This is a genomic window from Rufibacter radiotolerans, assembly GCF_001078055.1.
GTDB classification, from domain to species: domain Bacteria; phylum Bacteroidota; class Bacteroidia; order Cytophagales; family Hymenobacteraceae; genus Nibribacter; species Nibribacter radiotolerans.
Window position 1 is genome coordinate 936,498 of the sequence record NZ_CP010777.1, and the last position, 23,389, is coordinate 959,886.

At 51.9% G+C, this 23,389-nt stretch carries 19 protein-coding genes; 10 read left to right on the forward strand and 9 right to left on the reverse strand.

The window, feature by feature from the left end:
• Positions 1-52 precede the first annotated feature (52 nt).
• Together TH63_RS04025 and TH63_RS04030 are read left to right on the forward strand one after the other, a co-directional pair.
• Positions 53-400, forward strand: coding sequence for an STAS domain-containing protein (locus TH63_RS04025; protein WP_048919808.1), 348 nt, complete (start codon positions 53-55; stop codon positions 398-400).
• Positions 401-455: 55 nt separating this feature from the next.
• Positions 456-812, forward strand: coding sequence for a hypothetical protein (locus TH63_RS04030; protein ID WP_197088634.1), 357 nt, complete (start codon positions 456-458; stop codon positions 810-812).
• A gap of 136 nt (positions 813-948) precedes the next feature.
• On the opposite strand, the gene TH63_RS04035 is transcribed toward TH63_RS04030, so the two are convergent.
• On the reverse strand, positions 949-1,431 hold the full coding sequence (locus TH63_RS04035; RefSeq protein ID WP_048919810.1) for a phospholipase D-like domain-containing protein: 483 nt from the start codon (positions 1,429-1,431) through the stop codon (positions 949-951).
• Between the two features lie 521 nt (positions 1,432-1,952).
• Between TH63_RS04035 and TH63_RS04040 the strand changes: the two genes are divergently transcribed.
• The 5 genes from TH63_RS04040 (at position 1,953) to TH63_RS04060 (ending at position 8,144) form a co-directional block, all read left to right on the forward strand.
• Entirely contained in the window at positions 1,953-2,645 is a 693-nt protein-coding gene (locus TH63_RS04040; protein ID WP_076606598.1) for a hypothetical protein, read from the forward strand.
• A 1,058-nt stretch (positions 2,646-3,703) separates the two neighbouring features.
• Positions 3,704-5,197 carry a peptide MFS transporter gene (locus TH63_RS04045; protein ID WP_048919812.1) on the forward strand — a complete coding sequence of 498 codons (1,494 nt, stop codon included), beginning with the start codon at positions 3,704-3,706 and terminating at the stop codon, positions 5,195-5,197.
• A 106-nt stretch (positions 5,198-5,303) separates the two neighbouring features.
• Entirely contained in the window at positions 5,304-5,810 is a 507-nt protein-coding gene (locus TH63_RS04050) for a DinB family protein (RefSeq protein WP_048919813.1), read from the forward strand.
• 92 nt (positions 5,811-5,902) lie between these two features.
• Positions 5,903-6,823 carry an alpha/beta hydrolase gene (locus TH63_RS04055; protein WP_048919814.1) on the forward strand — a complete coding sequence of 307 codons (921 nt, stop codon included), beginning with the start codon at positions 5,903-5,905 and terminating at the stop codon, positions 6,821-6,823.
• Between the two features lie 235 nt (positions 6,824-7,058).
• On the forward strand, positions 7,059-8,144 hold the full coding sequence (locus tag TH63_RS04060) for a fatty acid desaturase family protein (protein WP_048919815.1): 1,086 nt from the start codon (positions 7,059-7,061) through the stop codon (positions 8,142-8,144).
• A 605-nt stretch (positions 8,145-8,749) separates the two neighbouring features.
• Here the strand turns inward: TH63_RS04060 and TH63_RS04070 are convergent.
• The 5 genes from TH63_RS04070 to TH63_RS04090 all read right to left on the reverse strand — a co-directional run bounded on the left by TH63_RS04070 (position 8,750) and on the right by TH63_RS04090 (position 13,763).
• On the reverse strand, positions 8,750-10,918 hold the full coding sequence (locus TH63_RS04070; RefSeq protein WP_048919817.1) for a S9 family peptidase: 2,169 nt from the start codon (positions 10,916-10,918) through the stop codon (positions 8,750-8,752).
• Between the two features lie 577 nt (positions 10,919-11,495).
• Complete coding sequence (locus TH63_RS04075) at positions 11,496-11,741, reverse strand: hypothetical protein (protein WP_048919818.1); 246 nt, start codon at positions 11,739-11,741, stop codon at positions 11,496-11,498.
• A gap of 209 nt (positions 11,742-11,950) precedes the next feature.
• A complete protein-coding gene (locus TH63_RS04080) occupies positions 11,951-12,607 on the reverse strand; it encodes a CatA-like O-acetyltransferase (protein ID WP_048919819.1) in 657 nt (218 codons plus the stop codon).
• Between the two features lie 68 nt (positions 12,608-12,675).
• Positions 12,676-13,260 carry a hypothetical protein gene (locus TH63_RS04085; protein ID WP_048919820.1) on the reverse strand — a complete coding sequence of 195 codons (585 nt, stop codon included), beginning with the start codon at positions 13,258-13,260 and terminating at the stop codon, positions 12,676-12,678.
• Entirely contained in the window at positions 13,254-13,763 is a 510-nt protein-coding gene (locus TH63_RS04090; RefSeq protein WP_048919821.1) for an RNA polymerase sigma factor, read from the reverse strand. The genes TH63_RS04085 and TH63_RS04090 overlap by 7 nt, the downstream gene beginning before the upstream one ends.
• A gap of 642 nt (positions 13,764-14,405) precedes the next feature.
• On the opposite strand from TH63_RS04090, the gene TH63_RS04095 reads away from it, so the two are divergent.
• Entirely contained in the window at positions 14,406-15,995 is a 1,590-nt protein-coding gene (locus tag TH63_RS04095) for a M20/M25/M40 family metallo-hydrolase (RefSeq protein ID WP_048919822.1), read from the forward strand.
• A 473-nt stretch (positions 15,996-16,468) separates the two neighbouring features.
• The gene (locus TH63_RS04100; RefSeq protein ID WP_156180364.1) at positions 16,469-17,749 is read left to right on the forward strand and encodes a sensor histidine kinase; all 1,281 of its coding nucleotides are present in this window, start codon (positions 16,469-16,471) and stop codon (positions 17,747-17,749) included.
• A gap of 306 nt (positions 17,750-18,055) precedes the next feature.
• On the opposite strand, the gene TH63_RS04105 is transcribed toward TH63_RS04100, so the two are convergent.
• The gene (locus TH63_RS04105) at positions 18,056-19,723 is read right to left on the reverse strand and encodes a M1 family metallopeptidase (protein WP_048919824.1); all 1,668 of its coding nucleotides are present in this window, start codon (positions 19,721-19,723) and stop codon (positions 18,056-18,058) included.
• Between the two features lie 135 nt (positions 19,724-19,858).
• On the reverse strand, positions 19,859-20,899 hold the full coding sequence (locus TH63_RS04110; protein WP_048922573.1) for a threonine aldolase family protein: 1,041 nt from the start codon (positions 20,897-20,899) through the stop codon (positions 19,859-19,861).
• Between the two features lie 140 nt (positions 20,900-21,039).
• Between TH63_RS04110 and TH63_RS04115 the strand changes: the two genes are divergently transcribed.
• Positions 21,040-22,104 (forward strand): aldo/keto reductase, encoded by a 1,065-nt coding sequence (locus tag TH63_RS04115; protein WP_048919825.1) that lies wholly within the window; start codon positions 21,040-21,042, stop codon positions 22,102-22,104.
• Between the two features lie 758 nt (positions 22,105-22,862).
• Here TH63_RS04115 and TH63_RS04120 read toward each other — a convergent pair.
• On the reverse strand, positions 22,863-23,285 hold the full coding sequence (locus TH63_RS04120) for a hypothetical protein (RefSeq protein WP_156180366.1): 423 nt from the start codon (positions 23,283-23,285) through the stop codon (positions 22,863-22,865).
• Positions 23,286-23,389: the final 104 nt, after the last annotated feature.

Sequence of the window (23,389 nt, forward strand, 5' to 3'; positions counted from 1 at the left end):
TACCCTTGGACAGTGCTAGGCAAACCCTCAAACAAACCAATTTAGCCCAGGCATGATGCAGAAGATCATCACTGAAAAGATAGGAGGGAAGGTGATCATTGTCTTGCAAGGCGATGTGGATGCCTCTGATATGCGCCTGAGTCGGCGGCTGACCAGCCCCCAAAGCAGGAGCCTGGAGTTTAACATCTGGATTGACTGCTCTGCGGTGGAGTGCATTAAGACACATGGACTTTGCCACTTTGTCAACCAGCTCCTGCTCCTGAAAGGGGCAAACGTTTCTGTTATGTTGCTGGGCCTGGCAGAACACCAACAAAGGCTGCTGCAGTTACTGCACCTGGACCCGCTTTTTACCATTGTCCCAGATTTTGAGGAAGCCTACCAACTGGTGCAAGCTTCCTAGGCTCACCCGGTTCCAGAAAGAATGAAAAGAGATGAAAGCCAGAGAAGGAACGCGTATGATTTTAGATGAATTTAAAGACCTGGAGGGGGCCATGGCCTTCCTTCTGAAACACCACTACCACTATACTTTTCAATGCACCCACCAGGGCTGGCGTTGCCTGGAAACCCAGCAAGAATACACCCCAGAGGAAATGGTCCTGCTTGGCTGCCAGCGGTTTCAGCAGAAGAGAGGTACGGCCAGAGCCATGACATTTCTCTACGCCGTTAGCACGCCCGATGGCAAGAAAGGCGTCATTCTGGATAACTGCCATACGTACGCTAACCCTCACCTGGGCGACTTTCTGGTACGCATGAAACTGCAATACCTGCAACCGGAAGCCACCAGAAAGAAGGTCCTGGAGGCTGCCCTATAATCCTATTGAAAGGCCGCCCACCGGGCACGGGCGGCCCAAAGACAAGTGAATGTTGCCCCTGCTTTTTGGGGTATTATGCGTTTTGGGGCTGTTTTTTGTAAAACAGCCCCAAAACGCATTTCACGTAAAGCCCCCGCTATACAAAGGGCTGCATTTCCTGCCAGAGCCGGGTAAATTCCTTGCTATAGGCGGCCACCACGGGTTTGTCATCGGTGATCAGGACGTTTTCATGGTTGTAGAGCGCGGCGCTGCGGGTCCAGTTGTACGAACCGGTGAGCACCCAGAGGCTGTCAATAATGGCAAACTTGTGGTGCATGTGGTTTTGGGTATTGTCTACCCGTATAGTCAGGCCTGCCTGGGCCAGGGCCCGTATGTCTGAGCCTTTGTCAAACAGTTTCTCATTGTCTGTGACAAGCTGAATCGTTATCCCTTTCCGGAAGGTTTCCAGCAGCGCAGCGGTGATGCGGTCATCAGAAATAGTGAACACGCAAAGGTGCAAAGAGTGCTTCGCTGACCGGATACTGTGCAGGATCGCGTTCAGGCACTCGTCTCCTGGGCTGAAGAAGGCGCCTTCTTTCAGGTTGGCAGCGCTGGAGGTAAAGGGCAGTTGAAAGGCCATGGGGTGTATAGCTGGAGTTAACGCCTACGTTTACCCCTAAATGTACCTAAGGTTTCAGGTCAGGTTCTTCCTACGGTTAATTCCTGGCTGTTTGGTTCTTGTCTAGCCCTCAAAATCAACGATTTGGGTAATGGGCGAGATTCCGTTTTAAGGCTGTTTTTGGGAAAACAGCCTTAAAACGGAATGGCATTGAATAGGCAGCCTACCATGCTGGGGTTAGTTCTTTTGTTTAATAAGGTTAAAGTGTTTCTTGTCGTTAGGTTAAGAAGCTTTTCCCTTTACAGGCAGGATGCAGGGGCTTCGTTGTTTACTTTAATTGAACATAATTGATATCCTTAAATCTGTCTCACGGCAAGAAAAAGCCCTGGAAATGAGGTATGAAGGCAGGGATTAGGGCTTAAATATACTTTAAGCCAGCTTTTGTCGTTTTTTCAAAACTCTTGCTGAATGTCTTTCACGCTATGGAAGAATTCAGTAATTTTAATTTCACAGGTAAAGATATTGACCTTAATTTCCCGTTTATGAGAGCTATTGCCCTTTCTCTGTTCCTTTGTATTGCCATGATCAACCTAGGCCAAGCCCAGGCCCAGGACCAGAAAGCGATTACCGCTAAAGACCGCGCCCATTACAACTTACAGCAGCAGTACAGCTCTTTGAAGTACCGGTCATCGTCGCACAAGGAGTTCAACCAGGAATACAAAGTTGTAAAACTGAGCAGCCTGGACGCCTTCTTCAGAAATGTGCAGGACACCTTAAAGGTAAGACAGCAAAGCATCAAAAACGCCGGCAAAGAGACGGCCATCGCCCTGGCCAAAACTCAAAAAGAGCTCGCCGACCAGAAAGCCCAGGTGCAGGCACTGCAGCAAGTAAACGCCCAGAAAGAGAAGCAGATCCAGCAAGGCGCTCATGATGTGGCCTCGCTTTCTGTGCTGGGCCTTGACATGGACAAACAAGTATACGTTTGGATAAGCCTGCTTATTATTGCAGCCTTGGGAGCCGTAGCAGCCGTGTTTGCCATCATGTACAAAAACAGCAACCGCGTGACCCAGGAAAAGATCAACGCCTACGAAGACATCAGCGAGGAACTGAAGACCCACAAGCAAGTCGCCCGCGAAAAAGAAATCAAATTGAAGCGTGACCAACAGTCTGAATCCAACAAAGTAGAAGAGCTCAAACAACAGATAGCTGACCTGCAGAAACGCCTTACGGTGTAAGAATTAAAGCCTCAAGCCTATCGGCTGAATTTCATGGAGTAGCTGCTTCTTTGCTTATAACCCGTTTGGTTTTGGCAGGGAAGCAGTTTTTTATTAAAGGCTGAAGTGACATTGAGGAAGATAAATTGCGAGAAGTGCTTAAAACCTTTGGTATATAGTATTAGCGCTGTTGTGCGTAGAGTTAGCGCCAGCGCTCTACGCACATTCCGAACAGCTAATTAGCTGATGGGTGTTTCCTTTCTTCTTTTGCCGTAGGGACAGATCACGACTTGTTCGGTTCTGGCATTAACCAAGTTTCAATTATAGACTACAGGTTGCACCGCAATTGTGCTTGTCAGTGAGAACACCAACAACGGTGAGGTATTTGGCAAGAGGCGAGGAGTTCCAAAGAACGCTCATCCGGATTTGTAATCCGGAAGTTCCGAAAGGGGGATTTATAATCCCCGGTGACAGCGCCTCTTGAGGATATCGTCGGAGGATGGCAAGTCTGACAGCCATGAGTGCTCTCCTGTGTAAACACCCCTCTGCGCTCCCTCAAGGAAAGAGTCTGCGTTGAAGAGGCGGCAATTACGTTTTGAGGCTGTTTTCCGCAAAACGTGCCCCAAACACATACCTTCTAGTACTCCTTCCCACGTCTTCCCCGTTTCCAGTCTTTACCTCGAGCGCCTCGCTTGTGGCCCTGCAACAGCTTTACTAAGGGCAGAAGGCAAAGCGGCCGCAAGGGCAGTGCGAGAGGGAAAGACGGGGCCCCGCGGCCGTGAGCGCTCGGAGGGAACCAATGAAACAACAAAGCTCATAGAGCTATAGACAAGCTGCCATTCCAAGGGGAAAGCAGAATAGCTTACAACAACAACAACAACAACAACAACAATAACAAGTCTCATAAGACAACTTGCCTTAATACCCCCAGCGGATATCTTCACCAATACCCTATTTCAAGCTTCTTTTTCCCAAAACAGGCCTAAAACAGAAATCTTGGCCGCGGCATCAAATCCCAACATTATCCCTTAAATTGTCAGGTCAAAACAGACATAACCCCGCGCTTTACTACCAGACAAATGGATTTAACCGAACCGCAGATTCCGGAGGCGCCTACCTCCACAGGGCACCCCAGGCAGTTGTACATGCTGTTCTTCACCGAGATGTGGGAACGGTTCTCCTTCTATGGTATGAAGGCGCTGCTGCTGGCGTACATGATAACCCAGCTCAAATTTGATGAACCTAAGGGGTACGCCATTCTGGGGTCTTATGCGGCGCTGGTGTACACCATGCCTATGTTTGGCGGCATCATGTCAGACAGGTTTCTGGGGGGCCGGAAGGCGGTGATGTACGGCGGTATTCTCATGACCATTGGCCACCTGGTGCTGGCCGTGCCCCAGGACTGGAGCTTTTTTTACGGCATGGCTTTTATCATCTGCGGCAACGGGTTCTTTAAGCCCAACATTTCCAGCCTGGTAGGTACGCTGTATGCCGACAATGACCCGCGCAAAGACAGCGCTTTTTCCATTTTTTACATGGGCATTAACATTGGCGCGGCGCTTGGTGGTTTGCTGTGCGGGTATGTGGGCCAGCAGATCAACTGGCATTACGGCTTCGGGCTGGCTGGTTTGTTCATGATCCTGGGATTGGTAGTGTTTGCGGTGGGTAAGAAATCTTTGGGCCAAAACGGCCTTCCGCCTAACCCAGACGACCTGAAGGCCCCAGTGTTTGCCGGCGTCAGCAAGGAAGTAGTGATTTACGTGGCTACGCTGGCCATTATTCCCGTGATTGTGGCGCTGTTCCATCGCTATGAGATCATGGATTTTATCATGTTCGGGCTTGGCGCTATTTCTATCCTGTACATCTTGTTTATTGCGTTTAAGATGGAGGCCGAAGCCCGCTATAAACTGTTTGCGGCGCTGGTGCTCATTGTCTTCTCCACCTTGTTCTGGGCCTTTTATGAGCAGAACGCCGGCTCTCTGAACCTGTTTGCCATGCGGAACGTGGACATGCACGTGGCGGGCGTGCAGCTGCCGGCGCTGTCGGTGAACAATTTTTTGCCGCCGGCCTGGGTGGTGATTTTGAGCTTCTTCTTTGCCTGGCTGTGGCCGGCGCTTAACCGAAAGGGCATGGAGCCCAATACGCCCACCAAGTTCGGTCTTTCCTTTATTCTGGTAGGGATGGGCTTTTACGTGTTCTATCTGGGCTGCCAGACCAGCGAGGGCAGCGGTTTAATTCCGTTGCTTACCTTCATAGCTGGGTATTTTTTCATTATCTGCGGCGAGATGTGCATTTCGCCCATCGGGCTTTCCATGATCACCAAGCTTTCACCGCCGCGCATTGTGGCCATGATGATGGGCATCTGGTTTTTTGCCAGCGCCGTGGGGGAGTTTCTGGCCAGTAAGATTGGGTCGCTTATGAGTGTTCCGGAGAATGTAGTCAATAATCCGGTGCTGTCGCTGCCCTACTATGCAGACATCCTGAACCAGATTGGCCTCTGGTCTTTAGGTATTGGCGTGGTCTTGATCTTGTTGGGGTCGGTGATCCGGAAGTGGATGGGGGAGGTGCGGTAGTCTTTCTCACCCGCCTTTTGGCAAAGAACGGGAGCAGGATTATTTCCTGCTCCCGTTCTTTTTTCTAACTTACCGGCACCAACCACCCTACCAACAACACAACGCTATGGAATTAAATCATAAGCTGCTTCGGCAGTTTGAGCAGGAGGCCGCCAACACCAGAAAAATGCTGGAACGCGTACCCGCCGAGCACTTTGATTGGCGGCCACACGCCAAAAGCATGACCCTGAAGGAGCTGGCAGGCCACGTGGCAGAATTACCGGGCATCTTCATTGTGCAAACCCTGCAAACCGATGAGCTGGACTTTGCCACCACCAAATTATCCCGGTTTGCGGGCACTACCGCTGAAGAGTTGATGGACTTCTTTGAGGAGAATTTCAAGAAAGCCGTGAAAACCCTCAATGACACCAACGTGGTGGAGATTGGCAAAAGCTGGACCCTGCGCAACGGAGAGAAGGTGTTTTTTACCCTTCCCCGGCAGGTTGTGATTAGAAACCTGGCCATGAATCACCTCATCCACCACCGGGGGCAATTGAGCGTGTACCTGCGCCTGCTAGACGTGCCGGTACCGGGCATGTACGGGCCTTCGGCCGATGAAGGCTTTATTGGTTAGATAAACTATTTAAGAAATTCTATCTCCGGGCTGTTTTGGGGCCGTTTTCCAGAAAACGGCCCCAAAACAGCTTTCCTTTTCACACTGCCGTTATGTTCAAGCTTTCCGTTTTTCTGTTGTTGGCCTGCGTGGCCACCCGCGGCTTCAGCCAGACCAACCCCATGGAACTCCCGCTGTACACGGGCAAGATTCCCAATGAAGTACCGGGCCCCAATGAGGAGACCCGCGAGGTCCGCGCCGACAAAACCGTGAGCCTTTCTAAGGTGCGGCAGCCTACGCTCACCGTGTATTTACCGGCCAAGGGCAAAGGAAACGGAACGGCGGTGATTATCTGTCCGGGCGGGGGCTACTCCAAGCTGGCGGCCAGCCATGAGGGATCAGACGTGGCCCAGAAATTCGCGGAGCAGGGCGTAGCTGCCTTTGTGGTGAAGTACCGCCTGCCCAGTGCCGCCGTCTCCTCTAAACCTGAGCTGGCGCCGTTGCAGGATGCCCAGCAAGCCCTGTACGTGGTGCGAAAACGGGCCAAGGAATGGAACATCAATCCAGAGCGAGTAGGCATGATGGGCTTCTCGGCGGGCGGACACCTGGCCTCCACGGCGGGCACGCAATACGCCGCTACTCAGATTCCTAACCCCGAGAATATTAACCTGCGCCCAGATTTCATGCTCTTGATTTACCCGGTCATCAGCAGTGATTCTACCGTGTGGCACAAGGGCTCCTTTAGTCTGCTATTGGGGAAAGGCGCCTCTGCGGAGAAACAGCGGCAGTACTCCAACGACCTGCAGGTAACAGCCCAGACACCGCCTGCCTTTCTGGTGCACGCCTCAGATGACAGGGCTGTGCCGGCTCAAAACAGCATTCTTTTTTACCAAGCCCTGCTTAAAAATAAAGTCCCCGCCGAACTACACCTGTACCAACGGGGCGGCCACGGCTTTGGGCTCAACAACAAAACTACCAAAGACTATTGGTTTGACCGGTGCCTGAACTGGCTGGCCAGTAATCAGTTATTGTAGGGCTGGTGAAAACAAGCGTTTGGAAGGTTCTTGAACGGTGAACACTCTTTCCTTTTATCGTGCTAAGGGAGAATTGCGCGGCTGCGTATACCTACAAAATAAAGACGCTGTTTTCCTAAGGAACTGAATTAATACGTACGTAGAAAGCGTTACCTTTCCAAGATGTTACGGATTTTTGATTGACGATTCCCCGTTGAGATAGCTCCTTAGCTTTTTATCAACTTTTATCGTCACCATGGCCACACCCAAGTTTATTGCCCCCTCTACTTCCTTTTACGCCGAATTAAAAAGCCGCACTAGTGCCTATTTTGAAGAAATAGGAAGCCAACCCACCGGAAACAAAAACCTCTACATAAAAGCGGCCGTGCTGCTTTCCAGCTTGGTCTTTTTGTACGTGCACCTGGTCTTTTTCACGCCGCCTTTCTGGTTGGCGATCATTGAATGTATTTTGCTGGGCGGTGTGACCGCCGCCATTGGTTTCAACATCATGCATGATGGGGGGCACGGCAGTTTCAGTAAGCGTAAGTGGGTGAATACCCTGGCCGGTCTGTCTTCTAACATGCTGGGTGCTAACATCCACATGTGGACCACCAAACACAACATCATCCACCATACCTATACCAACATTGACGGCGTAGATGATGACCTGGATGCCAAACCTTTTCTGCGCCTGTGTGAAAACCAGGAGCACCTGAAAATCCATAAGTACCAGCATTTCTATTTCTGGGGCGCCTATGCCATGCTTTTCATCTACTGGGTGTTTATCACCGACTACATCAAATACTTCACCCAGAAAGTAGGTACTATTCCGTTGCAGAAAATGAAGCGCAAGGACCACATTTCCTTCTGGGGCTTTAAGATGATGCACTTTGCCTTGTTTGTGATTCTGCCTATTTACACCGTAGGGTTTCTGCCTTGGTTAATAGGATTCCTGATTTACGGCATGTTCACTGGGCTTGTGATGAGCATTGTGTTCCAGCTGGCCCATACCGTAGAGCACGCCCATTTCCCTATGCCCACGGTGGCAACCAACCGTATTGAAGACGAGTGGGCCCTCCACCAATTGAAAACCACCGCCAATTTTGCCACCAAAAACAAAATCGTTTCTTGGTTGACCGGCGGCCTTAACTTCCAGATTGAGCACCACCTGTTCCCGCGTATCTCCCACGTGCATTACCCGGCCATCAGCAAAATCATCAAGCAGGCCTGCGCTGAATTTGGGGTAACATACAATGAGTATCCTAAAACCAGAACCGCCATTCTTTCGCACATCGCGCACTTAAAGCAACTGGCCTTGCAGCCGGTTCTGGTGCAGCGGTAGAATTAGAAAATAACTTGAATAAAGAAGGCCCGCTCTCATTTTGTTGAGAGCGGGCCTTGCTGTTTTTAGGGTGTTTTTAGGAAAATGGCTCTAAAGCGTAAAACCACTTAATAAGGACAGCACCGCCTTCTAAACGCAGACTCCCCCCTTGAGGGGGGCGAAGGGGGGTGTTTACACGGGAGAGCATACTTTGCGGAATAAGCTAGGGCTGTTCGGGATTTGCAATCCCGAACTTCTGAAAAGCGGATTTGCAATCCGCCTGCCGGGAATTGTGGGCCTGTACCTACGGGGATTATAAATCCCCCTTTCCCAGCTTCCGGATTGCAAATCCGGAAGAGCGTTCTTTGGAGAACATTTTTGGTGCTTGTTGCCTACAAGGCCCTTTGCTGCCCGCCGTCCCGCCGTTGTTGGTCTTCTCACCAACAACCACCATATCTCCTCCACCTGTATCCCACAAAGGAACCTTGTTTTTAACCAGAACCGCAACGGATAGGTAGCAACCTGTCTCTACATCAGCAGAGATCTTGCAAAACAAAAGCGCGTATCAAATAGCCTTCCTAGATTAGTCGTGCTACCTGATACGCGCTACTTGCTACGAGCAAACGTTACTTGGCCTGCATGTACCGCTCAAAGAACTCATAGGTCCTGAGCATCTGGTCTATGCGTTGGCGGTTGTTACCGGCACGGGTAATCTCGTGGGTAGCGCCGGGGTGCCGAACGTACTCTACCGGGCGGTTTAAGACTTTCAGGCTTTTGTAGAGCATCTCGCTTTGGATCACGCCGGTGCGCAGGTCATTCTCGCCGTGGAAGATGATGAGCGGGGTGGTAATGTTCTGGACGTAGGTGAGCGGTGATTCGCTCTGGATGATGCCTTTGTGCTCCTGCTCCCAAGGGTAACCGCCAAAATAATTAGGCACCAGGCGCCAGGCGTTTCCTTCCCCGAAGAAGGTGCTCAGGTCATACACGCCGCGCTGCGAGCAGGCTGCCTTGAAGCGTTTGTCATGACCCAAAATCCAGGACACCAGGTAGCCGCCGTAAGAACCGCCTGTAATGGCCAGCTTAGAGGTGTCGGCCCAGCCTTCGGCCACGGTTTTGTCCAGGGCGGTCAACACATCGCTGGCCGGGCCTGCGCCCCAGTCTTTGATGTTGGCGCGCATGAATTCCTCTCCGTAGCCGCCTGAACCACGCGGGTTGGCATACACCACGCCGTAACCGCGAGCCGTGAAATACTGGTACTCATGCCACATGCTGTTTTCGCCGGGACCCCACATGGCCGTAGGGCCGCCGTGGATCTCCAGCAAGAGCGGGTATTTCTGGCCGGCCACAAAGTTGGTGGGTTTCATGACCCAGTACTCAATGGTCTGGCCTTTGGCATTGGTGAAGGTGTGTTTTTCTGGCTGACTCAGTTTCTTCTGGCTTACCCAGTCCTGGTTAAGGGAAGTAAGCCGAACTTCCTTTTTGCCATCGGCGCTAGCCGCATACAGTTCATTGGGGTTGGCAATCTGGGTAATTACGTAGGCCAACTGGTCTTTCTGCAGGTCAAAAGAGCCCACGCCTTTATTCACTTCTGTGAGCGGTTCTACTTTTCTTTTCTTCACATCGGTGCGGTTCAGGAGCACGCCGCCGTTAGAGGGCGAAGTGAAATACACGTATTTGTCGTTCTCGCTCCAGACCAGGTTGCTTTTGTTGCGGTCATGGGCAATGGTGACCAGATCAGAGGCCTTTCCGCCTACGGGCATCAGACCCAGCGCCGGAATACGTACCTCATTGGACGGGCTGTACTGGAAGGCAATCCATTTACCCGAAGGGGAGACGCTGTTGCCAGAATACGACATGCCTTTCTTGCCAATCAATTGCTTAAGGCCCGTGCCGTCTGTGTTGACTATGTAAATGGCGTTGTCTTGGGCGCGGGTAGGGTTTTCGGTTTCGTCCATGTCGCCGTCAAAGATGACCTGCTTGCCGTTGGGCAAGAAGTTGGCGTTGCTGCTGGAGAGGAAACCGGCCGTTAAGTCTTTGGGCGTGGCGCCGGGTTTGGCGTCTATGAGAAAGATGTGCGAAAGGTTGAGGTTAGACGAAGTAGTGGATTCTTCCTGAAACCGCAGTTGATTGATCACCTTGGCTTTCTGGTCTTTCTCGTTCTGGTCCAGGTAACCTCTGATCTCGGCTAGGGAGCCGTCTGGATTGGGTTTGGCGGTGTTCACCTTCAGGTTCTCGTTCTGGAAAAAACCCGGTTTCTCATACGACCATTTGGGCAGGTCGCGGGTGGGGTTGAGGGTAGAATCTGAGAGCAGTTCATTCAGGGCAATGCCTGAGGTGAAAAGCAACTGCCGACCGTTGGGGCTCCAGCGCGGTTGGCTGGCGCCGTACTTGAACTTGGTGAGTTGCATGGGTTCGCCGCCGGCGAAGGAAAGCAGGAAAATCTGGGGCTTGCCTTCCGCTACGCGCACAAAGGCCAGCTGTTTGCCGTCTGGGCTCCAGGCCGGTTGGGTAGCGTTGTCTTTGCCATAGGTAAGCTGCCGCGCTTCCTGGCTTTTGTTCACCGGCTGCAGAAACAGGTGGGTGCTGTACCGGAAATCAGTTTTCTTTTCGGGGTCTGGCTCTACGGTAGTCACGGTAAAGGCTACCTGCTTCCCGTCTGGCGACAAGGCCACGGCGCCCACCTGCTTGATCTTAAGTAAATCTGTGACCTGCACCAGGTCTTTGTTGGCCTGGGCCTGCACCCAGGAAAGGCTTGCCCACCACAAAAGCAGGAAAACCGAAAGTTGTTTGTTCATAGTGTACGGCTGAAGGAATAGATAAAAGTGGCATCAGTTACCACCCTAAAGCTATAAATAATTCCCGGGTAAATGCAGCGTTTTGTGCGTTTAGCCGGGAAGCTGTTTAGGGAATTTTGGGAAGGCAGGCACTAGTAGCGTTTGCTGGAGACTGGTGGCCTCGTAAAATACAGGCGCTATTCTACTTGCTGGTGAGAACACGCAGCAAGGGCGGGATGCTTTGCGTGGTTTGGGAATTGTGAGAGAAGGAAATCGATGGTAAAAGGCAGTTGACTCACCCATTAACGCCTACTCAACGCAGACTCTCCCCTTGAGGGGTGTTTACAAAGGGGAATATGCATTTCAATGCCTTTCACTAGTGTTCCCCTTTGATCAAGAGAGAAACAAAAGAATATCGAGAATACGTGGATCAGCAAGTGTAAACACCCCTCTGCGCTCCCCTCAAGGGGAGAGTCTGCGCGTTGTGGCGGTTGTTCTGTTTTGAAGCCGTTTTCTCAAGTGAGTCCGCGCTTAATGGCGGTGGTCAGTTTTGAGGCCGTTTTTCAGAAAACAGCCTCAAAGCAGGTACTTTTAACGGTTACTCTCTGGCCTGCGAGATTTGTTGGATGAGTTCTTCGTCTGAGGTTTTTTCTAGCCAATTGGAGGGCAGTTGCAGCCGGACGGTTTGGGCGCCGCCGCTGGGTGTGCACACCACGGTCACGGTGCCTTCCTCCGTTTCAGTGAGCTCAGTGGCTTTCTCAGCGGCTTTATCTTCTAGTCCAGCATAGGCCTGCACGCAGGTCCAGGTGAGGTTGTCTTGGTCTGTTACTTCGCGTTGGGTCATTTTCTATTGAATGATTGAGAGATTGAATGAGTGAGAGAATGGGGTGAAGGAATTGAAAGGAGGTACGGCATTGCGAAAGAAAGGATGGCTTGCTTTATGGTTTAGACCGGTTTTCCTAAAAACAGCCGCTATTCAAACGAGTTGCTCTCCTTTACAATCAATCACTTCCTTATTCTCTCAATCTCTCACTCATTCAATCTCTCAATAAATCAGTCAAGAAACTCAAAGGCGCTGATGTAGGCGTTCATGTGTTCCAGGAGCAGGTGAATGTGGTAGCCGTCTGCCAGGGCGTGGTGCACGGCTATGCTGAGGGGAAGGGTGATCTGGTCTTCGTGCTGCACCAGTTTCCCGAAGGCGAATTTAGGGATGCCCGCATCTGCCGGATTGGCTGAGAACGCGTGTTCCATGCCTTTAAAGGTAAACCACGGCAAAGTGGTGAGGTGCAGGTTGTCATTGCCCTGGTAGCCATGAAAGAGGCCTTTCTTGTCCTGAACCTCGGCTATGATGTCACGCGCCTGGTTGCAGAAATCCAGCAACGAGTCCTGGTGGGGCAGGTGCACAAAGGCAATGGTCTGGTCGTTTTTGAGCACGGTGGTGGAGAGGTCCAGCCCGGCGTACTGCACTATTTGACCTTCTTCAATGCGCAGCAGAAAGTTAGGCGTGGCACATGCCGCCTGCCGGGTCACAAACAAATAGGCCAGAAAAACCGAGAGGCCTTCGCGCTTGCAGTAATGGTAAAGAGGAGAGATGTCAATCTCGGTGTGCACGTTGAAAAACGGCTGCGTAAACGGCTGAAAGAACCGGAACTGCTCCTCGCGTTCCCAGCCTTCCAGCGGAATTATGGTTTTGGGGTATTTGGTAGTCATGTGGGCGGGTGTCTTAAATTGCCCGGTGCTTGGCTTTTAAGTGCACCGGGCATTAAAGGTAACGGGTTCTACGCTTGTTTCAAGGCTGAAAGGGTTTGGTTTACCTTGGAAAGAAGCGGCCGTAGGTCTTTTTTAATGGCTCGTCTATTTAAGAAATACACGAGCACATTAATCCCTAAGAGGGCCACCGCAGGAACCAGCAGCCGCTTCGCCCCAAACGGAAATCCTGCCAAAAACAGCACCATACAGCAGCTGAATGGTAACAGATACCAATACAGAACGCCTTGGAGCAGGTGCACCTGTTGTTGCAGATACACCTGGTAGTGCAGCAGAAATTGCTCAAGGGGAAGGGACGGGTCTTGGAGAGGCTTTCGGCGGGCCCGCCGTAACTGGTAAATTACCAACGCACACCAGGGAATCACCAACGCGGCCCCTATCTTGGTCAAGGTGAACGGAACAAACCAGGCCACCAATCCAAAAAGCGGCATAATGAGCAAGGCTACGCTTATTTCCAGCCAGTCGCGCCATTTTATTTTCTGATAGACGGTGCTGGCCTCCTGTCTTACTTCCTGCAATAAAAGGGCCTGGTCTACCTGAATAGGGCTTGAAGGGGTGGCATTCTGCCATAGGTTTTTAAGATCTTGGTCTAGCATAAGGCGGGGCTTAAACAGGTGAATAATTTTTCTCTAATGCGTTTCATCTTCACGGCCACATGGTTTTCTGTGAGGCCGGTCACTGTGGCAATTTCTCGGTAGGGCAGGTCTTCCAGGTACAGCAGGACCAGCGAGCGGTCAGAGTCATTCAGCTTTTGGATGCAGTGGTGCAGTGCCTTTAACCGCTCTTCGGTGGCGGGGTCTGGAGTCTCCTGGGGCAGGTTCAGGAACTGGATACTGTCCAGGTGCCGGGTGCGCTTCTGGTCATTCTGGTAACGCAGGCGGGCCTGCAGACACACGTTAAGCGTAACCCGGTACACCCAGGTCTGGAGCTGCGCCTCCCCCCTGAACGTGGCCAACGACTTCCAGAGCTGGAGCACCGTTTCCTGAAACAAGTCTTGGGCGGCCTGGTGGTCTGGCGCGTAAGACCGGCAAACCCTATAGATGCGGTCTTGGTTGGAGTGCAGTAGCTGCAGGAAGGTAGTTTCCAGTGGTGTTTGCATGGGCAGTAGAAGGCCGGTTCACATAGTTAGTGCGGTCTGGCCCAGGAATATGACAGCAGAGACTGGAATTTTTTTGAGGGAAGCGCAGAAAGCCCCTTTTAAGGCCATTTTGGCTAAAACTGCCCCAAAACTTGCGGCAGGGTTTCCTGGGAATTAGTGTTGTTTTAGGCCTGTTTTAAGAAAATAAGGCCTCAAAGGGAATAGACCTTACAGATTTTAAGCGGTGCTACCCAGGGTTACTTATCGGGAAGTGCCTAAATGCCTGGAGAAAATTTAATGGAAAAAGCCGGTAATGCCTCACAGAACAGGTATTGCGTTTAAGGACTGCTTTCTGAAAAACGGCTTCAAAACAAAGCCACCTGTATTGGCCGGGATTTGTACTCCCGAACGAAAGAAAAGCAGGTTTGCCATTCGCCGGGAAACGGGACCGGAAACGCCGGAAAATGCCTATCCGCGTCTACCTCCTCCGGATCGCAAATCTGGAAGAGCTAAAGCATGATGAGAGGCATAAGAAAGCTAAACGAGCCAAATGCCCTCTCTCACCAGAACTCTCCTGACTACGGGAGAGGAGGGCGGCGCTCAAAGCAATTGTTTTTCCCAACTGTCCCTTTCAATTAAAAGGTGCTTTCTTAAATTAGAGCCATGAAATATAAACTACACCTTATAAACAACGGCTTGACCAGAAGCTTTTCCGGAGTGCTGGTAGCCGGTTTGCTGCTGTCATCCTCGCTGGTATCTGCCCAAGTGAAGAACCCCGTAGTGGATAGCATTATCAAAGAAGCCACCGAGAATTCACAGCTGGAGCCCATGGCGCATGAGCTGTTAGATGTGATTGGCCCGCGGTTGGTAGGTTCGCCGCAGATGTTGCAGGCCAGCGACTGGGCTATAGAGAAATACAAAGGCTGGGGTATTGCTGCCCGGCGTGAGAACTGGGGCGAGTGGCGCGGCTGGCAGCGGGGCGTCTCGCACATAGACATGGTACACCCTCGCGTAAAGTCCCTGGAAGGCATGCAACTGGCCTGGAGCCCAGGCACCAAAAGCAAAGGCGTGACCGCCGAAACCATCATCTTGGACGATGTAGCTGATTCTGTGGCGTTCCTGAAGTGGTTGCCCAGCGTGAAAGGAAAGTTTGTGCTTATCTCCATGAATCAACCCACCGGCCGACCAGATTATAACTGGCAGGAGTTTGCCACCAAAGAATCTTTTGAGAAAATGAAGACCGAGCGCACCGCCCAGACTGAGGCCTGGCGCCAGCGCATAGCCAAAACCGGCCATACGGCCCGCACGTTGCCCGTGGCCCTGGAGAAAGCCGGTGCCGCAGGGGTGGTGATGTCCAACTGGTCTTCGGGGTTTGGGGTAAATAAGATTTTCAGCGCCTATACTAAAAAGATACCTGCCGTAGACATTGCCCTGGAAGATTACGGCATGTTGTACCGTCTTACCCAATCTGGACACAAGCCTAAAATCAGCGTTCGTGCCGATGCCAAAGAGACCGGTGTGGCCAAAGCCTTCAACACCATCGCGGAGATAAAAGGCACTGAGAAACCGAATGAATACGTGCTGTTGTCGGCGCACTTTGACTCCTGGGACGGCGGTTCCGGGGCCACCGATAACGGAACCGGCACTCTGGTCATGATGGAGGCCATGCGCATTCTCAAGAAAGTGTACCCTAACCCCAAAAGAACCATTCTAGTAGGTCACTGGGGTAGCGAGGAACAGGGCCTGAACGGTTCCCGCGCCTTTGTGGAAGACCACCCCGAGATTGTGCAGAACCTGCAGGCCCTCTTTAACCAGGACAACGGAACCGGAAGGGTAGCCAACATCTCGGGTCAGGGCTTCTTGCATGCCTATGACTATATCAACCGCTGGTTACTTCCGGTGCCGTCCAGCATCAAGGAGTCTATCCAGACTACCTTTCCAGGCACCCCGGGCGGCGGCGGTTCTGACCATGCCTCTTTTGTGGCAGCCGGCGCGCCCGCCTTCTCCCTGAGTTCTTTAAGCTGGTCGTATGGTACCTACACCTGGCACACCAACCGCGATACCTATGACAAAGTAGTGTTTGATGACGTGCGCAGCAACGCCATTCTTACCGCCATTCTCGCCTACATGGCCAGCGAAGACCCGGCTAAAACACCCCGTGAGAAAAGCGTGCTGCCCGTGAACGCCAGAACCGGCGAGCCTATGAAATGGCCTGAGCAACGTAGCCCTACCCGCAAAGGCGGCCTGGACTAAAAGAGACACGATTGAGGTTTGCTGTTCCTGGTTTTGGATAGCCATTCCTGAAAACTTGACCTAAGTGATTACTTGCAAAAAGCTTCCCTTCAAAGGCATTTACAATGCTAATGAAGGGAAGCTTTTTATTTTGCCTTCACCCTAAATCAATCTGAAGAGTTGCCTAAGATGAAATGAGGAATAATCGTAAAGTGAAATTCAGGAATGAGGGCCAAGGCAATTGCTGAAAAGTATAATGGGTTATAAAAAGGACAGGGTGAGCTTTATAAGTAGATGTGATAGATTTAGAATTGGCGTAAAAATAATAATTGTAATACGAACATATATATATAAAATGCAATATTGGTATTGAGTTAGTCATTATCTTTGTGCGTTTTTAAAAGGCAATAAAAGTCTGGGGCGTGGGTAGTATAGTGATTGATTGGATAAAGCAAAAGTGGACTTACCTGGTAGGCTGTTCCGCAGAGTTCTCTATGGAGAACCGCGTTTACAACACGTTTTGTATTATCACGCTTTTCGGGGTGGGGTACAATATCCCGTTTAACCTCATTACCGGACTGTACGGACCTTTCTTTGTGACCGTATTCCTTTTGGGACTGGTTTCATTTGCCTTGTATCTTTCCAGGTTTAAAGGCAAATACCAGCTGAGCTTTCTCATTTTGTCGGTGTCAATCCATGCGGGGCTAGGGATCAATTATTTCTTTAACGACGGGATTACGGGGCCTACGCTGGTGCTGTTGTCCTTGTTTTTCTTCCCTATTCTGGTGGTGGCCTCCAAGCGCCGCTACTGGATCTGGACCACCATTAACGTGGGACTTATTCTCACGCTGGCTTTGGTAGAATACCTGTACCCAGAGGTGATTCTAGGGCGCTACCTTACCCGCGAGACACGTTTTATTGACATGGTGTCTACCTATCTGATTGTGATTATGTTGATTAGGGCCTGTACCGTTTTCCTGCTCAACCATTACAACAATGCCCATAAAGCGGCCCAGGAAGCCAATCTGGCCCTCCAGAAACTGAACCAGGAAAAGACCAAGCTGCTTTCCATTATTTCACATGATTTCAGGGCCCCATTAGCCAACATTCAGGGCTACCTGCAGTTTCTGACCAAAACAGACATTGCCCCAGACCAGCGGTTAAAGATTAAAACGCAGCTGCTCCAAAACACGCAGACCACGCTAGATATGCTCACCAATGTGCTTACCTGGTCTAAAAGCCAGATGGAGGGCGGGGAAAAGGCACTGGTCTCCATTAACGTCAATACGGCGCTGTCTGCTTCCCTGGAGCTTTTCAAGGACATGGCCATCCATAAAGACATCACCCTTAAGTACAGCTTAGGGGAGGATATTTTCATTGTCAGCGACGAGGAGTTTCTGCAACTGGTGGCAAGAAACCTGGTCAACAACGCCATCAAATTCACAAAGCCCGGCGGAGCCATTGAGGTAAGTGCCGTTAAAAATGGGTCAAACCTGCTCTTATGCGTCAAAGACAGCGGAAACGGGGAACCTGCTACCATCACCCCTGATATTTTCCTGCTGAACAGCGGCCCTTCTTACGGAACCAACCGGGAGAAAGGGGTAGGCTTAGGTCTGGTGCTTTGCCGCGAATTTGTGGAAGAGCAGCAGGGCCGCATCTGGTTTGAAACCCAGCCTACTTCAGGGGTTAGCTTCTTTGTAGAGGTTCCGTTGGTGCCAGAGAGGATGGAGCTTTCCTTTGTTTTAGAACAGACAGCCTTGCCTAAAGCGGTTTAAGCTCGTTTTTAAGAAATCTGGCGGAAAGCTTTACCCTTAAACCAATCCCTGTAAAAAAGCGGGCCGTTGAGTAATCCTTTTCTCTGGTTCAAGTTTTCAACTTAGACCTGCCGTGGGCTGAAGTTTGCAACTCCCGGAAGGAAATAACCTCAAACTTTATGGATATTAGAAGGTAATGCTGCCCGAAAAGAGGAAATTTTAGAAGGTAATGCTGCCCTGCCTTCTAGGTGGAGTCTGCGGTTAGGAAACGCTGCACCGTTTTGAGGCTGTTTTGCATAAAACAGGCTTAAAACAGAAATAGCTTACTTATTCTACTTCCAAGCGTTTGCCGGTCACGTAAAAATTGGGTTCCACTAATATATGAGAGGAGCCTTTCACCACTTTAGTGTCTTTCCAGCTGTTAGCCACGGGCTTGAGCCATTTGGGTTTTCCGTTGATCAGCACTTTCACGGGCATGGCGAAGGTGGGGAGGCAGTTGGTCCAGCGGTAGGAGAGTTTGTTGCCCTTGAGTTGGTATTCCAATTCGGGAATTCTGACATTACGCAGGTACTGGTCAAAGAAGGCGGTGAGGTTCATGCCGGTTTTCTGGACCAGGTACTGTTCAATTTGCGCGCCGGTCACAGTCTGGTGGTAGAAGTCCTGGTTGAGGCCACGCAAGATTTTCCGCCATTTCTTGTCATTGCCTACCAATTGCCGGAGCGTGTGCAGCATGTTGGCGCCCTTGTAATACATATCACCGGAGCCGGGGTAGTTGAGGTCATATTTGCCTACCACGGGACGGTCGTTTTTAATGGCTTTGCGGGTGCCAATCACGTAGGCGCTGCTGGCTTCTTTGCCGTAATGGTAGTCCAGAAAGAGGTTTTCTGAATAGGCCGTGAACGCCTCATGCACCCACATATCGGCAATGTCTTTGTAGGTGATGTTGTTGGCGAACCACTCATGGCCGCTTTCATGAATGATGATGAAGTCAAACTTGAGGCCCCAACCGGTGCCGCTCAGGTCCCTGCCCAAATAGCCGTTCTGGTATTTATTGCCGTACGTCACCGAGCTCTGGTGCTCCATGCCCAGGTAGGGCACCTCTACCAGTTTGTAGCCGTCTTCATAGAAAGGGTAGGGGCCGAACCAGTGCTCAAAAGCCTTGAGCATGCGGGGTACGTCTTTAAACTGCACTTTGGCTTTCTCCAGGTTCTCCGGCAAGACATAGTACGTGCAATCTAAGGGGCCTTTCTCCCCGGGGTACACCTCATAAAAGGAAGTATAGACGCCCACGTTCACGTTCACGCCATAGTTGTTAATAGGGTTGGTGACGGCCCAATGATAGGTTCTGGTGCGGTCTGGGTGTTCCTCTACCTTCCGGAGCCTTCCGTTAGAGACGTCTACCAGCGGCATGGGCACGTTCACGCGTATCATCATGCTGTCGGGCTCGTCATACATGTGGTCCTTGTTGGGCCAGAAGAGGCTGGCGCCGTCGCCCTGCACCGAGGTAGCGATGAAAGGATTGCCCTTCGCGTCCTGTTTCCAGGTGACGCCGCCGGTCCAGGGTGGGTTCACGCTTACCTGGGGCTTGCCGCTGTAATACACCTCCACGCTCTGCACCGCGCCGGGCACCTGCGGTTCTTGCAACTGAATAAACCAGGCGTTTCCGTCTTGCCGTACCACCAGGTTCTGGCCGTTCTGCACCACCCGCTCCATGCGCATGGGTGGCTGCAGGTCCAGCTGCATGGTCTGGTGCGGCTTCAGGACTCTGTAGGTAACCTTGTTCATGCCTTGAAAGGTGCTGTCCTTGGGGTTTACCTTGATAGAGAGGTCATAGTGCGTTAGATCCCACCAGACGCGCTCTGGCGTAATAGAGCCGCGCAAGGTGTCATGCCGGGTAAAGGAGGGCGGCGTGTTTTGGGCCTGGGCCGAAGGCATAGATGCAGCCAGGAACAGGGAAAGTGCCGCAACAAACCACCGTACATGAGTGAGTTTCATAGTCAATAGGTTAAGAATTGGTCAACTAAAAGTGATGCCTGCCAGGTGCCTTTCCGTTTTGGGCCTGTTTTCCGGAAAACGGGCCCAAAACGGAAAGGCACCGCTTTCTGAAATGAAAACTAAAAACGCTTTACCCTACCTCAACCTCTCAGAAAGCACCTGCACCTCTTCCAGAAACTGGTCTACCTGCTCCTGCGGGGTAGCCCAGGAAGTGATGAGCCTGACAGCCGAGAAGCCTTCCTCCATTTTCCGCCAGACAAAGAACCCGTACTTTTTTGAGAGCTCCACAATAAGGGCATCTGGTAAAATAGGGAAAATCTGGTTGGTCTCAGGTTGGCTCAGGAAGGAGTACCCCAGGCCCTGCAACCGCACTGCCAGACGCTTGGCCATTTGGTTGGCGTGCCCGCCTAAGGTAAACATAAGGTTGTCTTTAAGCAATTCCGCAAACTGCATCCCAAACAGACGCCCCTTGGCCATGAGCGCGCCGCGTTGCTTTATGTAGTATTTGAAATCTTTCTGCAGGGCCGGGTTGGCCAGAACAATCGCCTCGCCTATAAGTCCGCCGCATTTGGTGGCGCCCAGGTAGAAGACGTCTGTGAGCGCGGCAATGTGGGCCAGGGTAAGGTCGTTTTTTTCGGCAGATAAGGCCATGGCCAGCCGGGCGCCGTCCAGGAACAGCAGCAGGTTGTTTTGCTGGCAGAAGGCGTAAAGGTCCTGCAGTTCCTGCCTGGTGTAAATGGTGCCGATCTCCGTGGAGTTGGAGATGTAGACAATGCGAGGCTTCACCGTGTGGTACTCCGGAAACTTGTTCAGCAGCGGCTGAATGGCCTCTGGCCGAAGCTTTCCGTCTAGGGTAGCCACCGTTTCTATCTTGTGACCGGTGGCTTCAATGGCCCCGGCCTCATGGTTGTTGATGTGGGCGGTCTCGGCGGCAATCACAGATTCATACGTCTTAAGGAAGGCCCCCGGCACAATGAGGTTGGCCAGGGTGCCGCCTGCCACCAGGTGCACGTCTACCTCGGGCTTTTGGCACAGCTGTTTAATGGCCGCCACAGACTCCAGGGTGAAGGTGTCGTTTCCGTAGCCGGGCTGCTGCGTGAGGTTGGTCTGCAGAAGGCGTTGCAGAATATTGGGGTGACAGCCTTCGCTGTAGTCATTGGTGAAACTGTATAGCATGGGTGCATTCATTAAATACCGGAGATTAAGCCAAAGATAAGGCAGTATGCTAAACCATACCCCAAATTTCCTGGTGGGTTCATCCCAATTCCTTTAAATCCGTTTTACGGATAATAGGAAAGTCTAAACTTCAATTCTCCATGAACTACAATCTTTTAGGCGACACCGGGGTGCTGGTCTCTGAACTGTGCCTGGGCGCCATGACATTTGGCGGCGGCGATAACGCGGGAATCTGGGCCCAGATTGGCCAGTTGCAGCAAGATGAGGTAAAGCAACTGCTCAAAACCTCTGCAGATGCCGGCATCAATTTCATAGACACCGCCAACGTGTACTCGTTCGGGCAGAGTGAGCAGCTGGTGGGCGAAGGTATTCGGCAGGTAGGCCTGAACCGCGATGACCTGTTCATTGCCACCAAAGTGCGCGGCAAAATGGGCGAAGGCGTGAACCGGCAAGGCTTGTCCAGGTACCACGTGTTCCAGAGCGTAGACGCCAGCCTGCAGCGCCTGCAACTAGACCACATTGACCTGCTGTATGTGCATGGCGTAGATGAGGCTACCTCAGTGGAGCAGATTGTGCAAACCCTGCATGACGTGGTCATGACCGGGAAGGTGCGCTACGTGGGGGTTTGTAACTGGCCCGCCTGGATGGTCATGAAAGCCCTGGGTATTGCCCGTCAACATGGCTGGCATAGTTTCAAAGCCATGCAGTATTTCTATACCCCCGCTAACCGGGATGCCGAACGTGACCTTCTGCCCCTGGCCTTGGACCAGAACCTGGCCATGATGCCCTGGAGTCCATTGGCCGGCGGTTTCCTGTCCGGCAAGTTCACCCGCGACCAGACCACTACCGGCGGACAGAGCAGGAGAGACACCTTTGATTTTCCGGTTATTGACAAAGAGAAAGCCTATGACCTCATTGACGTTCTGGTAGAGATAGGCAAGCAGTACCGGGTCTCCGCCGCCGAAGTCACCCTGGCCTGGGTTCGCCAGCAACCCGGCGTCACCAGCACCATTATTGGCGCCAAGCGCCTAGACCAACTCCAATCCAACCTGCACTCTACCACCCTCACGCTCACGCCCCAGGATATAAAACAGATCAACACCGCCAGCCAACACGAGAAAGGCTATCCCCACTGGATGGTAGACCGGCAGATGGCCGGCCGCTTTCCAGAAAATAAGGTAGCTAAAAAAGGGGAGGAGGAGTGATGTAGGGGCAGGAAGGAATAGGCGTTTTAGGGGTGTTTTGCGGAAAATGGGCTGGAAATGGGTTGGTCAGCAAGAGTGCATCATCCCCCGTCCCCTTTCAAAGGGGGACGATATACGCGGATCCAAGCGGTGGTTGGTGGCAGTAGTGGTTGTTGGTGAGAACGCCAACAACGGCGGGCGATATTAGGCCTACAGGAAGGAAGCAACCGAGACCGCTCTTCCGGATTTGCAATCCAGAAGTTCCGAAAGGATGATTTGTAATCCCCGGCGGCGGTATCTTTGAATGGCAAGGGGGGCGGATGGCAGATCAGAATAATCATGATAGCTCTCCAGTGTAAACACCCCTCTGCAGAGCTGCGCTCGCTGCCCCAAACTCTCGTTTGGGCAATCCTCAAGGGGAGAGTCTGCGGTGAAGAAGCGGTATTACGTTTTGGGGCTGTTTTCCGGAAAACGTGCTTAAAACACAGCATCGCAATCTTTCACGCATTTCCTCACGCATTCCCCTTTTCCAGCCTTTCGTCTGAGCGCCTAGCACTCGACCCGGTGCCGCGGGAGCGGCAGGCCCTGCGGGGCCAGGCGAGAGGGCACAGCGCGAGGGCGGAAGGCGGGGCCTCGCGGCCGTGAGCGCTCGGAGGGAAGAGATGAAACAACTCAGCCTATGAAACCATAGATAAACCGTCCTTCCAAGGCGAAAGCAAATTCGTATTCCTAACCCTTCCTCCTTATCGCTCTAAAGCGAAACAAAACCCTTTAACCAACTACTCCTGAACTTCACCTGAAGAACTGGAAAGCCAGGCCAGGGCCTCTTGGTGGCATTGGAAGAATTGGAGTTCATAGCAGGCCTTAGAAGTCATAAGGCTCCCCTCCAGGTTTCGGGCATGAGATGGGTCTTCGGGGACAACCAAGGCTAGTTGCTGAACAGCTTGGTCACAGAGAAAAGGTACTACCTCATGGGTCATCCATACCAGGTCCTGGGGCATGGGGTTGCCGCGACGGCTATTGTCAGAGAGGAGCTTCTTGGCGTGGTGCTGGTGCACGGCCTCCAGCAAGGCGGCCGTTCCTCGCTGGTATTCAGAGGGGCTGGGTGGTTGCTGCCAGGCTAGCCCTAAAATGCCGGCTTGTGGGTAAAGTACTATCTCATAGAACCGGTTGATTGCCAAAGGAACGGGGATAAGATTCATGGCTTTATGGATGTAGTAGGTGAATAAAATATTACATGATATATAGAATAGGAAGGGGATATGGAATAGAACTTTATAGGTACAAAAAGGAGAGGCAAAGCCCA

Bases quoted from the DNA above. Each gene is read 5' to 3' on its own strand.
- TH63_RS04095 (WP_048919822.1), top strand. From the start codon at position 14,406: ATGAAATATAAACTACACCTTATAAACAACGGCTTGACCAGAAGCTTT.
- TH63_RS04105 (WP_048919824.1), bottom strand. From the start codon at position 19,723: ATGAAACTCACTCATGTACGGTGGTTTGTTGCGGCACTTTCCCTGTTC.
- TH63_RS04055 (WP_048919814.1), top strand. From the start codon at position 5,903: ATGTTCAAGCTTTCCGTTTTTCTGTTGTTGGCCTGCGTGGCCACCCGC.
- TH63_RS04025 (WP_048919808.1), top strand. From the start codon at position 53: ATGATGCAGAAGATCATCACTGAAAAGATAGGAGGGAAGGTGATCATT.
- TH63_RS04075 (WP_048919818.1), bottom strand. From the start codon at position 11,741: ATGACCCAACGCGAAGTAACAGACCAAGACAACCTCACCTGGACCTGC.
- TH63_RS04115 (WP_048919825.1), top strand. From the start codon at position 21,040: ATGAACTACAATCTTTTAGGCGACACCGGGGTGCTGGTCTCTGAACTG.
- TH63_RS04045 (WP_048919812.1), top strand. From the start codon at position 3,704: ATGGATTTAACCGAACCGCAGATTCCGGAGGCGCCTACCTCCACAGGG.
- TH63_RS04030 (WP_197088634.1), top strand. From the start codon at position 456: ATGATTTTAGATGAATTTAAAGACCTGGAGGGGGCCATGGCCTTCCTT.
- TH63_RS04085 (WP_048919820.1), bottom strand. From the start codon at position 13,260: ATGCTAGACCAAGATCTTAAAAACCTATGGCAGAATGCCACCCCTTCA.
- TH63_RS04040 (WP_076606598.1), top strand. From the start codon at position 1,953: ATGAGAGCTATTGCCCTTTCTCTGTTCCTTTGTATTGCCATGATCAAC.
- TH63_RS04090 (WP_048919821.1), bottom strand. From the start codon at position 13,763: ATGCAAACACCACTGGAAACTACCTTCCTGCAGCTACTGCACTCCAAC.
- TH63_RS04100 (WP_156180364.1), top strand. From the start codon at position 16,469: ATGGAGAACCGCGTTTACAACACGTTTTGTATTATCACGCTTTTCGGG.
- TH63_RS04050 (WP_048919813.1), top strand. From the start codon at position 5,304: ATGGAATTAAATCATAAGCTGCTTCGGCAGTTTGAGCAGGAGGCCGCC.
- TH63_RS04060 (WP_048919815.1), top strand. From the start codon at position 7,059: ATGGCCACACCCAAGTTTATTGCCCCCTCTACTTCCTTTTACGCCGAA.
- TH63_RS04120 (WP_156180366.1), bottom strand. From the start codon at position 23,285: ATGAATCTTATCCCCGTTCCTTTGGCAATCAACCGGTTCTATGAGATA.
- TH63_RS04110 (WP_048922573.1), bottom strand. From the start codon at position 20,899: ATGCTATACAGTTTCACCAATGACTACAGCGAAGGCTGTCACCCCAAT.
- TH63_RS04080 (WP_048919819.1), bottom strand. From the start codon at position 12,607: ATGACTACCAAATACCCCAAAACCATAATTCCGCTGGAAGGCTGGGAA.
- TH63_RS04070 (WP_048919817.1), bottom strand. From the start codon at position 10,918: ATGAACAAACAACTTTCGGTTTTCCTGCTTTTGTGGTGGGCAAGCCTT.
- TH63_RS04035 (WP_048919810.1), bottom strand. From the start codon at position 1,431: ATGGCCTTTCAACTGCCCTTTACCTCCAGCGCTGCCAACCTGAAAGAA.